12 protein-coding genes are annotated in these 13,675 nt (G+C 69.8%); 4 read left to right on the forward strand and 8 right to left on the reverse strand.

Going from position 1 to position 13,675, the window contains the following annotated elements; all coding sequences use genetic code 11:
• Positions 1 to 33: 33 nt before the first annotated feature.
• Complete coding sequence (locus OVA26_RS05530; protein ID WP_056226561.1) at positions 34 to 660, reverse strand: DUF1684 domain-containing protein; 627 nt, start codon at positions 658 to 660, stop codon at positions 34 to 36.
• Between the two features lie 437 nt (positions 661 to 1,097).
• Here OVA26_RS05530 and ligD point away from each other — a divergent pair, with 437 nt between their 5' ends.
• Positions 1,098 to 2,123, forward strand: coding sequence for a non-homologous end-joining DNA ligase (gene ligD, locus OVA26_RS05535; RefSeq protein WP_268103337.1), 1,026 nt, complete (start codon positions 1,098 to 1,100; stop codon positions 2,121 to 2,123).
• Here ligD and OVA26_RS05540 read toward each other — a convergent pair.
• A complete protein-coding gene (locus OVA26_RS05540; RefSeq protein WP_268103338.1) occupies positions 2,120 to 3,070 on the reverse strand; it encodes an ArsR/SmtB family transcription factor in 951 nt (316 codons plus the stop codon). The two genes, ligD and OVA26_RS05540, sit on opposite strands and share 4 nt — an antisense overlap.
• Before the next feature lie 55 nt (positions 3,071 to 3,125).
• On the opposite strand from OVA26_RS05540, the gene OVA26_RS05545 reads away from it, so the two are divergent.
• The gene (locus tag OVA26_RS05545) at positions 3,126 to 4,397 is read left to right on the forward strand and encodes an MFS transporter (RefSeq protein ID WP_268103339.1); all 1,272 of its coding nucleotides are present in this window, start codon (positions 3,126 to 3,128) and stop codon (positions 4,395 to 4,397) included.
• A gap of 171 nt (positions 4,398 to 4,568) precedes the next feature.
• On the opposite strand, the gene OVA26_RS05550 is transcribed toward OVA26_RS05545, so the two are convergent.
• The 3 genes from OVA26_RS05550 to OVA26_RS05560 form a co-directional block, all read right to left on the reverse strand.
• Entirely contained in the window at positions 4,569 to 5,612 is a 1,044-nt protein-coding gene (locus tag OVA26_RS05550; RefSeq protein ID WP_268103340.1) for an ATP-dependent DNA ligase, read from the reverse strand.
• A gap of 5 nt (positions 5,613 to 5,617) precedes the next feature.
• Positions 5,618 to 6,790 (reverse strand): AI-2E family transporter, encoded by a 1,173-nt coding sequence (locus tag OVA26_RS05555; protein WP_268103341.1) that lies wholly within the window; start codon positions 6,788 to 6,790, stop codon positions 5,618 to 5,620.
• A 100-nt stretch (positions 6,791 to 6,890) separates the two neighbouring features.
• Positions 6,891 to 7,238, reverse strand: coding sequence for a response regulator transcription factor (locus tag OVA26_RS05560; protein ID WP_268103342.1), 348 nt, complete (start codon positions 7,236 to 7,238; stop codon positions 6,891 to 6,893).
• A 134-nt stretch (positions 7,239 to 7,372) separates the two neighbouring features.
• Here OVA26_RS05560 and OVA26_RS05565 point away from each other — a divergent pair, with 134 nt between their 5' ends.
• A complete protein-coding gene (locus tag OVA26_RS05565; RefSeq protein WP_268103343.1) occupies positions 7,373 to 9,052 on the forward strand; it encodes a PAS domain-containing sensor histidine kinase in 1,680 nt (559 codons plus the stop codon).
• 40 nt (positions 9,053 to 9,092) lie between these two features.
• Here the strand turns inward: OVA26_RS05565 and OVA26_RS05570 are convergent, their stop codons facing one another.
• A complete protein-coding gene (locus OVA26_RS05570; protein ID WP_268103344.1) occupies positions 9,093 to 10,334 on the reverse strand; it encodes an acyl-CoA dehydrogenase family protein in 1,242 nt (413 codons plus the stop codon).
• A 187-nt stretch (positions 10,335 to 10,521) separates the two neighbouring features.
• Positions 10,522 to 11,190: a TetR/AcrR family transcriptional regulator gene (locus OVA26_RS05575; RefSeq protein WP_056226574.1), complete on the reverse strand. Its 669-nt coding sequence runs from the start codon at positions 11,188 to 11,190 to the stop codon at positions 10,522 to 10,524.
• Between the two features lie 164 nt (positions 11,191 to 11,354).
• Here OVA26_RS05575 and OVA26_RS05580 point away from each other — a divergent pair, with 164 nt between their 5' ends.
• Positions 11,355 to 12,836: an FAD-dependent oxidoreductase gene (locus tag OVA26_RS05580; RefSeq protein WP_268103345.1), complete on the forward strand. Its 1,482-nt coding sequence runs from the start codon at positions 11,355 to 11,357 to the stop codon at positions 12,834 to 12,836.
• Between the two features lie 103 nt (positions 12,837 to 12,939).
• On the opposite strand, the gene OVA26_RS05585 is transcribed toward OVA26_RS05580, so the two are convergent.
• Complete coding sequence (locus OVA26_RS05585; protein ID WP_268103346.1) at positions 12,940 to 13,572, reverse strand: LysE family translocator; 633 nt, start codon at positions 13,570 to 13,572, stop codon at positions 12,940 to 12,942.
• Positions 13,573 to 13,675: the final 103 nt, after the last annotated feature.

Consider the following 13,675-nt stretch of genomic DNA (forward strand, 5'->3'; position numbering starts at 1 on the left):
GCTCCCTCTCGGGGCGGCCCGCCGTCGTTCGTGTCAGACCCCGTACAACTCGCCGACCGGCACCGCGACGGGTAGGACGTTGCCGGCCGGGGCCAGCGGGCACGCCCACATCGGGTCGTAGGCGCACGACGGGTTGTACGCGAAGTTGAAGTCGATGACGAGGGTGTCAGGGGCGGTGCCGCGGCCGAGGTCGGCGCCCTTGATCGTGTCGAGCAGGTAGCGCCCGCCGCCGTACGTGCCGCCGGGGCGTCCGGCTGCGGCATCCCGTACCGGGACGAACAACCCTCCGCCATACGAGGTGAGCCGCCAGACATCGAGCGAGCCGGTGTCGGGGAGCTCGACGCGACCGATGCGTTCGAACCCGACCTCGCCGTCGGTGCCGGTCGTGGCGACGAACGACGCCTCGTCGGCGTCGAGCAGCGGGACCTCGAACCGCCACGCGGCGTCGTACGGCGCCAGCGGCAGTCCGACGAAGCCCTCGCGCTGTTCCGGGAGCAGGGGAGTGGCCGGGTGATCGGCGAACAGCGCGTCGCGCTCGATCCGCCAGAGCTCGTGAGCGTCTTCGGGATCATCGGCTTCGCGCACGGCGTCGTACAGCGCGAACACGCGGCGGCGCCAGTCGGCGATGTCGAGGGCGGAGCGGGCGGCGGCGGAGGTCATACACCGAGCGTAGGACCGGGGCGGATGCCGCGGCTCGGGCTGGACACGCCCGCCGCGGGGCGTCGGTGGTGTGCGTACGTGGCCTCAGGGCCACTTCTGGCGCCCCGGGGCCACGGATGGCGACCTGATCCGCGCCGGATGCGGTGTGGCCCAGGGGGCGGATGCGGTGCGCGGGCCGAGCGAGGGTGGCAGGGAGCGTGCGGGTGCCGTGCGTAGGTGGACCCGGGGCCATCTCTCGCGCCCCGGGGCCACGAAACGTGCCCCGGAACGGCCGAGGCGCCCCACGGCAAGGGTGCCCCACGAAGCGTGCCCCGGAACGGGCGCGGCACCCCACGGCAGTGACACCCCACGGTAGTGGCACCCCGCAGAAGCGGAGCCCCGCCCGAATGCCCGCAACGGGGCAGACACGGCCCCGGCCCGCGCACTAGCGTCGGGTCATGGCATCCCCCCGCATCACGCTGACCGTTCCGGGACCCGACGGCGAGCGCGAGATCGGCATCTCGAACCCTGACCGCGTGTTGTGGCCCGAGGTCGGGATCACCAAGCGCGAGCTCGCCGAGTACCTCATCGCCGTCGCCGAGCCTTTCATCGCCGCGAACGGGCACCGGCCGGTCTCGCTCGAGCGCTTTCCCGAGGGCGTCGGCGGCGAGGCCTTCTTCTCGAAGAACCCGCCGAAGGGTGCGCCCGCTTTCGTCGAGGCGGTGACCGTGACGTACAACAGCGGGCGGCGGCATCCGCAGCTCTTCCTCGGCGAGATCGCGTCGGCGGTGTGGGCGGCGCAGATGAACACGATCGTGTTCCACCCGTGGGCCTCGCTCGCGACCGATCCCGACCATCCGATCGAGCTGCGTATCGATCTCGACCCGCAGCCGGGAACGGGCATAGCCGAGGCCGTCACCGCCGCTCACGAGCTGCGCGCGGTGCTGCGCGAGGCCGGGCTCGAGCCCTGGATCAAGACCAGTGGCAACCGCGGCCTGCACGTGTTCTGCCCGATCGAGCCGACACACGAGTTCCTCGACGTGCGGCACGCGGTCATCGCCGCGGCACGCGAGCTGGAGCGACGGATGCCGGATGCCGTGACCACCAACTGGTGGAAGGAAGAGCGCGGCGAGAGGATCTTCGTCGACTTCAACCAGGCGAATCGCGACCGCACCATGGCCGGGGCGTATTCGCCACGGGCCCTTCCGACCGCGACGGTGTCGACGCCGGTGGCCTGGGACGAGCTCGACGACCTCGACCCGCTCGCGTTCACCGTGCGCTCGATCCCCGAGCGACTGGCATCCGTCGGTGATCCCTGGAAGGGGTTCGCCGACAAGCCCGGACGCATCGACACCCTGCTGGAGTGGTGGCAGCGTGACCTCGACAACGGTCTGGGGGAGCTGCCGTTCCCTCCCGAGTTCCCGAAGATGCCGGGCGAGCCGCCGCGCGTGCAGCCGTCCCGCGCCAAGAATCCGGACGCCTAGGGGGTCAGAGCGTCTCCCGCGGCGCTGCGGTAGTACAGCACCGCTCGTCCGTAGCGGGCGCGATTGAGCAGGCCCGCGCGCTCCATCACGCGCAGGTGCTGGTTGATCGCCGAGGTCGACACCCCGAGACGCAGAGCGAGATCGGTGGAGGATGCCGGCTCGCCCAGGGCCGCGAGCAGGGTGGCGCGCGTCCGCCCGAGGAGGTCGGACACGGCGTCCGGCGCGGGCTGCCCGCTCGTCGACCACATCGCCCCTTGGCCACGGGCCGGGTACATCACCGTCGGCGGCAGGTCGTCGTCGATGGGCGTCGAGACGCGGACCGTGAAGATCGAGGGGACGAGAGTGAGCCCGTCGCCGCGCACCGGGCGACGGCGGATCTCGGGGTTCCACAGCCGAACGTCGAGGTGGCGGCCGTCGTAGCGGGCGGCATCCGAGAGTCCGTTGAGGACGGTGCCCATCCCGGCCTGGGCGGCGATGCGGCCGCGGTAAGCGATGTCGGCGCGCAGCACGGTGCTCATGCGCGCCCAGTGCGGGGCGAAGCACAGATCCCACGTGGTGGCGAGGGCACGTTGCAGGCGGGCGATGACCAGGTCGTGTCGGCCCCGGAACACCGCGGGCACCTCCCCGTGCACGCGCTCGAGGTCGGTCATGAAGTGGGCGCGGGTGATCCGTCCGAGCGCGGTCAGCTCGTCATCGAGCGAGGTCAGCGGAGAAGCCGGCCGAGGGTTCACGAAGTCGGCGGTCCACCTGCGGTCGTTGACGAGCGCGAGCAGCACCTCGAGGTCGAGCAGCGGGCGCACCGACGCGATCCGCTCGAGCCACGGGCGCTGCAGCGGAAAGCCGTCGGGCTGTGAGAGCGCGCGCAGACCGAGGCCGAGTTCGGACAGCGGCGAGATGCCGAAGCGGATCGCCGAGATGTCGGCGGCGTCCAACTCGTATCGGATCATGAAGCCCTACGCTACATCGATTGAACGGCCCCGCTAAGCCTGGATCAATGGAGACGTGACCAGCACGATCCCCACCGTCCCCCTGAGAACCCTCGTGCAAACGGACAAGACGCTCCGTCGCCTGCTGACGATCACCCTGGTCGACACCCTCGGTCGCGGCGCGTTCTTCACCCTCACCACGCTCTACCTCACGCTCATCGTCGGCCTCGAGCCGGTCACGGTCGGAATCGGCCTCACGATCGCCGGCGCGGTCGGTGTCGCGAGCTCGCTCGTCTTCGGGCACCTGTCCGATCGCTTCAGCGCGCGCACGATGCTCGTCGTGCTGCACGTCGTGCAGGGCGGCGCCCTCATCGGCTACCTGTTCGTGCGCGATCTGCCCACGCTCGTGGTCGTCGCATCTCTCGTGCTGCTCGCCCAGCAGGGCGGCGGCAGCGTGCGCTCGTCCGTGGTCGGCCGCGCGTTCCGCGGCGAGGATCGCGTGCGGATCCGCGCCACGATGCGGACCGTGACCAACGTCGGCATCGGGGTCGGAACCGCGATCGCGGCGATTCCCCTGGCACTCGGGACGCCTTTCGCCTTCCACCTGACGATGACTCTCGCCGGGTCGCTCTTCCTGGCCTCCGCGGTGCTCGTCGCCGGCCTGGACCCGGCGCGCGTCGACGTCGTGGTCACGGCACCTGACTCGACGGCCGCCGCCGCGGGAGGCCGGAGTCCTTACCGCGACCCACGTTTCCTGTGGCTGACCGCTCTGATGGGGGTCTTCGGCATTCAGTTCGGGGTCTTCGAAATCGGTGTGCCGTTGTGGGTCGTCGCGCACACGATCGCCGCCGACGTGGTGGTGAGCCCGCTCCTGCTGGTCAACACGATCGTCGTGGTGCTGCTGCAGGTGCGGATGAGCCGCGGCACCGGAACCTTCGCCGGCGCGGGACGCGCGATGACGCGCGCCGGGTGGCTGATGGTGGCGGCGTGCGCGCTGTGGGCGAGTGCCGGATGGGTCGGGGGAGAGGGCTGGGGGCCCGCAACGCTGGTGATCGTGGTGCTCTTGGCGGCCGCCGTCGTGCACTCCCTCGCCGAGATCATGTCGAGCGCCGCGGGCTGGAGTCTCAGCTTCGACCTCGCCCCGCAGGAGCGTATGGGCAGCTACCAGGGCGTCTACGGCACGGGGTACGCGGTGGGGGCGATGATCGCGCCCGCCGTCGTGACGCTGACGGCGATCGACCTCGGGACGGGCGGGTGGGTCATCCTCGCCGCCATGTTCGCCGGAGCTGCGGCGGGCGTCGTGGTGATCGCCCGCCGGGCGGCATTGAAGGCGGACGCCGCGGGGTAGCGCCCGCGATCGCCGTCACGAAAACATGACGCGGCGTCGAGGACAGGACGGTTGCGCCGCCAGTTTTGGCCTGTTCCGGTGGCGTTCCCTGTCTTCGAGACGCGCGCGGACAGATCAGAGCGCACGGATGCCATACCCCGACCGCACCGCCAGCTCGACGAGCAGCCGGTCTCAGTCGAGCACGTCGCCCAGGTCGTACGAGGTGACGGTCTCGAGCTGCGCGAAGGTGCAGGAGCGGGCGTCGCGGTCGGGGCGCCAGCGGTCGAACTGCACGGTGTGGCGGAAGCGCATGCCCTCGAGCTGGTCGTAGCGCACCTCGAGCACGAGCTCGGGGCGCAGCCGCACGAATGACACGTCCTTCGACGCCGAGAAGCGCGAGCGATCGGTCTCGCCGACCACCGCCTCGCCGTCGGCGTCGCGCTCCACCAGGGGCGCGAGCTCGTCGATCAGCTCTTTGCGGCGCTTGTCGGTCCACGCCGAGACGCCGCCGACACCGTGCAGACGGCCTTCGTCGTCGTAGAGGCCGACGAGCAGCGAGCCCACGCCCTCACCCGACTTGTGGATGCGATACCCGAGGGCGACGACGTCGGCGGTGCGGGCGTGCTTGATCTTGAACATCGTGCGCTTGTTCGGTGTGTAGGGCTGGGCGAGGGGCTTGGCGATAACGCCGTCGAGGCCCGCGCCCTCGAACTCGGCCAGCCAGCGGCGGGCGAGGTCGGGGTCGTCGGTGGTTCGCGTGACGTGCACGGGATGCGGCACGGCACCCAACAGGTCTTCGAGCTGCGCCCGTCGCTCCGAGAACGGCTCGTCCTGCAGGTCGCGGTCGCCGCGGGCGAGCAGGTCGAACGCGATGAACATGGCCGGGGTCTCTTCGGCGAGCATGTTCACTCGCGAGGCCGCGGGGTGGATGCGCTGCGAGAGGCCTTCCCAATCGAGGCGCTGTTCGCCCTCCGCCCCACGGGCCACGACGACCTCGCCGTCGATGAGGCACGGCTCGGGCAGCAGCTCGGCGAACGCCGCGACGAGCTCGGGAAAGTAGCGGGTGAGCGGCTTGGCGCCGCGGCTGCCGATCTCGACGTCGGTGCCGTCCCACGAGATGAGGGCGCGGAAGCCGTCCCACTTGGGCTCGTAGCTGAAGCCGCCCTCGACCTTCGCGTGCTCGGGCACCTCAGGCACGGACTTCGCCAGCATCGGCGCCGGGATGTCGTACGGCACGGGCGTCAGCTCTCGTTACCCGACAGGGGGACGGGATCTTTACGCTTCTTGCGGCGCGCCCACTCGGCCGGCTTGTCGGGGCCGTTCCAGACGGTGATGATGCCCCACACCACGGCGGTCAGGGGCACGGCCAGCAGGGTGCCGAGGATGCCGCCGATCGCGGTACCACCGGCCAGCACGACGAGCACGACGAACGAGTGCAGCTTCATCGAGCGACCCATGAGCACCGGCTGGAGGAAGTTGCCTTCGAGCTGGTTCACGAGCACGACGATTCCGACGACGATGAGGGCCACAATCGGACCGTTGGTGACCAGCGCGACGAGCGCGGCCAGGATGCCGGCGGTGACCGCACCCACGATCGGGATGAACGCGAGCAGGAAGACGAGCACGGCCAGCGGCAGGGCGAGCGGCACCTGCAGGATCGCGAGGCCGATGCCGATGCCGATCGCATCGACGGCGGCGACGGATGCCGTGCCGCGCACGTACGAGCCGAGCACCGTGACCGTCTTGTCGCCGATGCGGCGCGCCCGCTCGTAGTCGCTGCCGTGGAACGGACGAAGGACGAACTCCCACATGCGCGGGCCGTCTTTGAGGAAGAAGAAGAGGATGACGACCATGAGCACGAAGCCGGTCACGAACGAGGCGACCGCGCTCACGCCCGCGAGTGCGCCGGTGCCGAAGGACGAGCTCGTCACGAAGCCCTGAATACCCTGGATCGCCTGATTGACCTGGTCTTGAGAGATCGCGAAGGGCAGCGTGTGGTACCAGTCCTGGGCTTGCTCGAAGCCCTGCACGGCCTGCGAGCTGAGGTAGTCCCACTGGTTGATGACGGCGTTCGCCACGAGCCAGCCGAGGCCGGCGAGCACCACGACGACGGCCAAGAGCGTCAGCAGCGTAGCGATGACCGCGGGCACGCCTTTGCGGCGCATCCACATCGTGACCGGGCCGAAGGCCGAGGCGAAGATGAGCGCGAGCACCAGCGGGATGATGACGAGGGTCACCTGCTGGATGCCCCAGATGATCCCCGCGACGAGCACCACGATGACGATGATCTGCACGGCCCGCACCGCGAGCCGGCCGAACCCGTCGGCCCACAGGCTCTTCGGCGGAGTCTGGACGGCCTGCGCGACGGAGGTGATGGCGTCGCGCGGCGCGGGGTGACGAGAGAACAGGCCCATGCTCACACGGTAGCGGCGGCCTCCGACATGACCGGTGTACCTTGCGCCGGGTGGCGGGGCGGATTAGGGCGCGGCGACGATGCTTCGCCGGACTCCTCGGTCAGCGCCCCATGATCTCCTGAACCTGCGCGACGACAGCCCGCGGTCGGAAGGGTTTCGGGATGACCGTGTCGACGCCCGACTCGCGCGCTCGGCACCGATCTTCGGTCTGCGCGCGGGCCGTGAGCATGAGGATGCGGGGCTGCTCGATATCGCGCGTCGCTCGGATCTTCTCGCATGCCCGGATGCCATCCATGACGGGCATCATCCAATCGAGAAGAACGACGCGCGGCCGTTCGCGCAACACCGCGTCGACTCCTTCCTCCCCATTGCTTGCCCGGACTGCTGAGATGTCCGCACGCTCGAGCCCCATCAGCAACAGACCGGCGATGTCATCGTCGTCGTCCACAACCACAACCGAAGCTCCCATAGGAGATATCTTGCCCGGAAAGTGCGGCGATGGTCGGCGTGCGCAACCTCATCTCAGATCCTGACAAAATCACTCCAGGCAGCGCCGTCCTGTGGCGCGCGGAAGGGGACGGAATGCCCGAACGATCTATCTGGACGCCCCTTCTTCCGCGTCAGTTGTTCGTGCGTCTGCAACTGCCCTTCTTGCTGGGGGTCACGCTGCTCTCGGTCGCAATGCTCGTCGCCGTTCCCGAACTCGAACGATCGGCGGAATTGTGGCTGGGCTTGGGGGTGGTGGCGGCTGCCTCGGCCCTGTTCCTCCTGCCCCGGCAGACGTGGATGCACACGGGGTGGATCATCGTCATCCCCGTGCTCGACATCGTCAGTATCGCGTTGGTGCGCACCGCGCTCCTGCCCTATCTGCCGTCCGCGGGACTGTTGTCCCTCATTCCCTTCGCATGGATCGCATACCGGTTCGGGTGGCCGGGACTCGCATTGATCCTCGTCTCGGGCATCGTCATCGCCGGTCTTCCTTTCGTTCTCGGCGGACGACCCGTGACGACTCTCCTCGCCCTCGTGAATGTTCTGACGCTCCCCTTCATCGCGACCGGGATATCGGTCGCGATCCATCTGGGCTCGCGGAATTTCGAAATGCGGCGCCGAATGTCGGAAGACGCGACGGCGAAGCTTCGCACCGCTTTGGATCAGTCCCACGAGGCGCAATTGCTCCTGCGTTCCGTGTTCGACACCGTCAGCGGAGCCGTTGCGTACTACAACGCGCGAAACGAGCTCGTGCTCGCCAATGCGACCGCGGCGAAGATGGTCGATATCGTCGGATTCCGTCTCGACGTTCCCCCGTATGCAGGGCCCGACGCATTGATGGCCGACAGGAAAACGAAAATCCCGCTCGAGCATCAGATCATTCCGCGTGCCCTGCGGGGTGAAATCATCGCGAACCACATCGAATGGCTCGGCCCCCCGGGCAGTCAGATCGCCATCATGGCCTCTTCGCGGCGCGTGCACCGAGAAGACGGCCGTCTGCTCGGCACGGTGATCGCCGCGTATGACGTCACCGAGCTGGTCGAGGCCATCGAGGTGCGTGAGGAGTTCTTGACGACGGTGTCACATGAGCTGCGTACTCCGCTCACCTCGATCATCGGCTACACGGAAGAGATCGTCGACGTCCTCGGGGAAGGGGCCAAGACGCTCGGCATCGACTCCTGGCTGGCGACGATCTTGCGCAACACCGACACGTTGCTCGAGCGCGTCAGCGAATTGCTGACGGCTGCCGATTCGCAGATGCAGCTCGACAGCAGGGAGGTGGACGTGGCATCCATCATCGCGCGTGCCGTCGAACCGTTCGCCGTGCTGGCCGAGCGTGCCGATATCGAATTGCTGACCGACGTGTCCGCCGACCTTCTCATCGAGGCGGACTCGATGCGCTTGGCGCAGGTGGTCGAGAACCTCGTCGGGAACGCGACGAAATTCACCGGGCGCGGGGGGCGCGTCACGATCAGTGTGCGGCGACGAGGCGACGAAGAACTCTCGATCTCAGTGGCGGACACCGGCATCGGAATGACCGCGGACGTTCGACGGCGCGTGTTCGACCGCTTCTATCGAGCGCAGGCCGTGCGAGACGACGCCATCCAAGGAATCGGCGTCGGCATGTCCATCGTGAAGAAGATCGTCGACGCCCACGGCGGGGAGATCCAGATCGAGAGCGCCCCCGGGGTGGGGACGACGGTGACGGTGGTGTTGCCGATGCGCTCCGTCGCGAGCCCGGTTCTCGCAGCGCAGGCGGTGGTGTCCGCCTAGCCCCCTCGGCGCGCGGGTGCCGGTCACCCGGCATCCGGGATCAGACGAACGCGCTCATGCCCGTGATGTCACGGCCGAGCAGGAGCGCCTGGACGCTTTCGGTGCCCTCGTAGGTGTGGATCGCCTCGATGTCTGCCATGTGCTGCATGACGCCGTTCTCGAGCAGGATGCCGTTGCCGCCGAGCAGGTCGCGGGCGATCGCGGCGACCCGGCGCGCGGCGCGGGTGTTGTGGTACTTCGCGAGCGACGCCTGGGTGGGGCGCAGGCCGCCCGACGACTCCAGGTCGGCGAGACGGCGGCAGTACAGCTGCATCGCGGTGAGTTCGTCGAGCATCTGCGCGAGGCGTTCCTGCACCATCTGGAACTTTGCGAGGGGCTTCCCGAACTGCATGCGCTCGGTGGCATATGTCCGCGCGATCTCGTAGCAGGCAGTCGCGTGGCCGAGCGCCGACCAGGCGACGCCCGAACGCGTGGCGAAGAGCACGACCGACGCGTCCTTGAAGGTGTGAGTGCCGGGCAGCACGGCATCCGCGGGAAGACGCACGTCGTCCATCGCGATGTGAGCCTGGTGGATGCCGCGCAGCGACACCTTTCCGGTGATGACGGTGCCCGTGTAGCCGGGGGTGTCCTGCTCGACGAGGAAGCAGCGCACGTTGCCGTGGTCGTCGCCGCCCTCGTTCTCGACGCGGGCCCAGACGAAGGTAATGCCTCCGGAGGCGCCGTTTCCGATCCACTTCTTCGTGCCGCTGAGCGACCAGCCGTCGTCGGTGCGCGTCGCCGTGGTCTCGAGCGAGACGGAGTCGGAGCCGTGGTCGGGCTCGGTCAGCGCGAAGGCGCCCAGCACGGTTCCGTCGGCGAGGGGCTTCAGCCAGCGTTGCTGCTGCTCGGGTGAGCCGTAGAACGCGAGCGTCCGCAGCGCGAGTCCGCCCTGCACGGCGAGGGCGGTGGCGAGGGAGCCGTCGTGGCGCGAGATCTCCATGTTGACCAGGCCCGCGGCCAGGGGCGAGGTGTAGGGCAGCTCGTCGTGCTCGATGCCGTCGGTGAACAGCTCGAGCTCGCCCATGCGCTTCACGAGGTCGATCGGGTAGCTCGCGGCATCCCATTCATCCTGCATGCGCGTGCCGACCTCGTCGGCGAAGGCCTTGGCGGTGTCCCACACGGCGCGGTCGGCGTCGGGGATGTCGGCGAACACCGCGTAGTAGTCGGTGTCGCGGCGACCGAGCAGGTCGTAGTGGGCGACGCGCTCACCGGGGAGCGTGCGGGCATCGGCGTCGATGGTCATGGGTCCCAGTATCGCGCATGTTGGTACTCGGTGTCACGGTTCTGGTGGCTCATCGCACGATGAGTGTTCAGAACACGCGGACGATTTTCGGAAGTGTCCGGGTGTCTTGGACACTCAACGTTCAGGCGGGGCGGCCGAGCGAGCGGCCGCGTCCCCGCGCTCAGCCCCCGAGCGCCGCGCCCCGAGCTCAGTCCCCGAGCGCCCCGCGCAGCCGCCGCGTGACCTCGGCCGCGGGCATGCGCCGCGGGAACGCGGCGACGATCAGGTCGTCTCCGGCCGCGTCGTCCCCGTCGGGGTGCACGCCGTAGCGGCGCAGCACGTCGTCGAGGGCGCGACGAAGAATGGATGCCGGCACCCGCGCACCCCGCATCAGCCGCCGCAGCACGTGGTTGTGCACCGCCGTGACCGAGGCCGCGAAGCCGACGGCATCCAGGGGGTCGAGACCGGGGAGCGCTTCACGTAGGTATTCGTCGAAGAGGCGCTCGTAGCGGAACACCGTGACGATCTCGCGGTCGCGCAGGCCCGGGATCTGCCGCACGATCGCGTAGCGGCGCCGGGCGACCTCGGGGTCGGCGGCGAAGTGCCGGAACACCCGCACCGATGCCTCGCACACCGCCGCCCACGGGTCGTCGTGCGGCTGCGCGAGGTACGCGCGCGTTTCGGTGAGCAGCACCTCGTGGTCGGCGAAGACGACGTCTTCTTTCCCACCGAACTGCCGGAAGAACGTCGACCGCGACACCCCCGCCGCTTGCGCGATCTGCTCGACGGAAGTCTGGTCGTAGCCGTGCTCGACGAACAGGTCGATCGCGGCGGACACGACGGCCGTCCGACTCGAGGGGGCGGCGCTGTCGGTCACGTCCCGAGCCTATCGACGGGCACGGCCGCTCGCGTGAGGGGTCGGAAAGTGTCGCCCAGATCGATCCTCGGCGACACTTCTCGACCGCTCACGCGGCGATAGACGATTCGGACGATGGAGGCAACCGGATGCCGAGACCCCCGCGCCCGCGATGAGATGAACGCATGACCTCCTCCCTGTGGCACCGCGACCAGACGTCCCTCGACGGGACGCCGTTCGAACCCGACGCGCGGCACGACGTGGTCGTCGTCGGGGCGGGGATCACCGGCCTATCGACCGCGGTGATGCTCGCCGAAGCGGGAGTCGACGTCGCCCTGGTCGACGCCGGCGAGGTGGGCCAGGGGGCGACCGGGGCGTCGGTGGGGATGGCATCCCTTCTGCAGGGGACGACCCTCGCGGCGCTCCGCGCGCATCACCCGGCCGGGCTCGTGAAGGCCTACGTCGACGCGAACCGCGCGGGGCAGGAGTGGCTCGCCGAGCGCGCCGGTGCCGCCGCCGACCGGCGCACCGCCTTCACGTTCGGTCGGGGCATCGCGACCGATTCGGCGATCGACGCGGTGCGCGACGCCGCGCGCGAGGCGGGGCTCTCCGTCCGCGAAGACGCTCCCTCCGACCTCGGCGGTCGCACGCCCGTGCGGGCACTCGCCCTCGACGATCAGCTCGCCCTCGACCCCGCGGCGCTCTCGCGCACGCTCGCCGAAGCAGCCCTCGCGGCCGGGGCGACGCTGCACACGGGCGTCCGCGTGACCGACGTCCACGCCCTCCCCACGGGTCGCGTCGACACCGACCACGGCACGATCTTCGGCGACACCATCGTTCTCGCCACCGGCACGCCCATCGCGCGCCGCGGCCTCTACGACCTCAAGACGCGCGCGCTGCGTTCGTGGGCGATCGCGTTCGAGATGGAGGGGGATGCCGAGGCCCCCGGCGGCATGTGGAGCGAGGTCGGCGCCGACGGCCGCAGCGTCGTCGCGGCACCGTCCTCGTTCGGACGCGGTGTTCTGCTGGTGACCGGGGCACGGCATCCGGTCGGCTCCGCCCCCTCGGAAGTCGCTCTCGCCGAAGGCCTCGCCGCCTGGGCCCGTCGCACGCTGCCGGTCGGCGCCGAGATCGCCCGCTGGTCGGGCCAGGACTACCAGTCGCACAACCTCGTGCCCTTCGTCGGAGGGATGCCGAGGGGCCTCGGGCGCCTCCGCTTCGCCACCGGATACGCGGGGTGGGGGCTGACCAACGGCCCCGCCGCCGCGATGCGGCTGACCGACGAGATCCGCGGGGTCTCGCGCAGCGACCGCCCGCAGTGGATGCGCACGATCGGCACCCGTATGACCGTTCCCGCCGACCTCGGCCGGGGGATCGGCGAGGTGGGACGGCGCGTCGGCGTGGCCGCGGGGGCGTTCGCGGCGGCGGCTCCGGCGCCGGTCAAGCGGCCGGCCGAGGGCGCCGGTCTCGTATCGCGGCAGGGCCTCCGGACCGCGGCGGTCTCGACGATCGAGGGACAGACGCGCGCGGTGGTCGCCCCGGCCCCGCTCACCTGGAACGACGCGGAACGCTCTTGGGACAGCCCCGTCGACGGCTCGCGCTACGCGCCGGACGGCACGCGGCTCGAGGGTGCGGCATCCGCCGATCTGGGTGTGCGCGGGCGCTGAGGACGCGGCGGTCGCGACGGGGCGCTGAGACTGCATCTCGCTGACACATCCGCTGCAGGATGATGCTGAGTTGTCAGCGAAGTGCAGTCTCGCGGGCCCGGTGTCAGCTCTTCGCGCCGGTCAGCGCCAGCGCGCCGCCCAGGCCGATCATCATGAACCCGCCAGTGCCCGAGAGGGCCGACAGGCGCTTCGGCGACCCCGCGAACCAGGTGCGCGCGGTGCCGGCGGCGAGGGCCCAGGTCGAATCGCAGATTACGGCCAGCACCTGGAAGATCAGGCCGAGCGCGAGCAGCTGCATCCACACGGCTCCCGCGTGAGGGTCGACGAACTGCGGCAGCACGGCGACGAAGAATGCGATCGTCTTGGGATTGGTGACGCCGACGACGAAGCCCTGACGCAGGAGGGTCCAGCGCGACTTCGGGCTCGGCGCGGGGCCGGCGACGTGATCGCGGCGGTGACGGATCGCCTGGATGCCGAGCCACACCAGGTACGCCGCCCCGACGGTCTTGAGCACGGTGAACGCCACGATCGACGAGGCTACGATCGCCCCGATGCCGAACGCCGTCGCGAGGATCGCGGGGATGTTGCCGATCGCGTTGCCGAGCACGCTGAGCAGCCCCGCACGGCGGCCGAGCGCGATGGAGCGCCCGATCACGAACAGCACGCCGGGACCCGGGATGACGATGAGCACGAGCGACGCCGCGACGAACGCCAGCAGGTTCTGAATCGGAGGCATGCGTGAACTGTACTGCCGTCGCGGTTCGGGGCGGTATCGCGCGGCGTGACGGGCCAAACTCCTGAGATTCAGGATGCCGACGGCCTCGGACGCGCTCAAGGCG

Source organism: Microbacterium sp. SL62 (assembly GCF_026672635.1).
Classification (GTDB): domain Bacteria; phylum Actinomycetota; class Actinomycetes; order Actinomycetales; family Microbacteriaceae; genus Microbacterium; species Microbacterium testaceum_A.

Excerpts from the sequence above, each read along its gene's own strand:
- OVA26_RS05530 (WP_056226561.1), bottom strand. The coding sequence starts at position 660 with ATGACCTCCGCCGCCGCCCGCTCCGCCCTCGACATCGCCGACTGGCGC.
- ligD (WP_268103337.1), top strand. The coding sequence starts at position 1,098 with ATGGCATCCCCCCGCATCACGCTGACCGTTCCGGGACCCGACGGCGAG.
- OVA26_RS05540 (WP_268103338.1), bottom strand. The coding sequence starts at position 3,070 with ATGATCCGATACGAGTTGGACGCCGCCGACATCTCGGCGATCCGCTTC.
- OVA26_RS05555 (WP_268103341.1), bottom strand. The coding sequence starts at position 6,790 with ATGGGCCTGTTCTCTCGTCACCCCGCGCCGCGCGACGCCATCACCTCC.
- OVA26_RS05565 (WP_268103343.1), top strand. The coding sequence starts at position 7,373 with ATGCCCGAACGATCTATCTGGACGCCCCTTCTTCCGCGTCAGTTGTTC.
- OVA26_RS05570 (WP_268103344.1), bottom strand. The coding sequence starts at position 10,334 with ATGACCATCGACGCCGATGCCCGCACGCTCCCCGGTGAGCGCGTCGCC.
- OVA26_RS05580 (WP_268103345.1), top strand. The coding sequence starts at position 11,355 with ATGACCTCCTCCCTGTGGCACCGCGACCAGACGTCCCTCGACGGGACG.
- OVA26_RS05585 (WP_268103346.1), bottom strand. The coding sequence starts at position 13,572 with ATGCCTCCGATTCAGAACCTGCTGGCGTTCGTCGCGGCGTCGCTCGTG.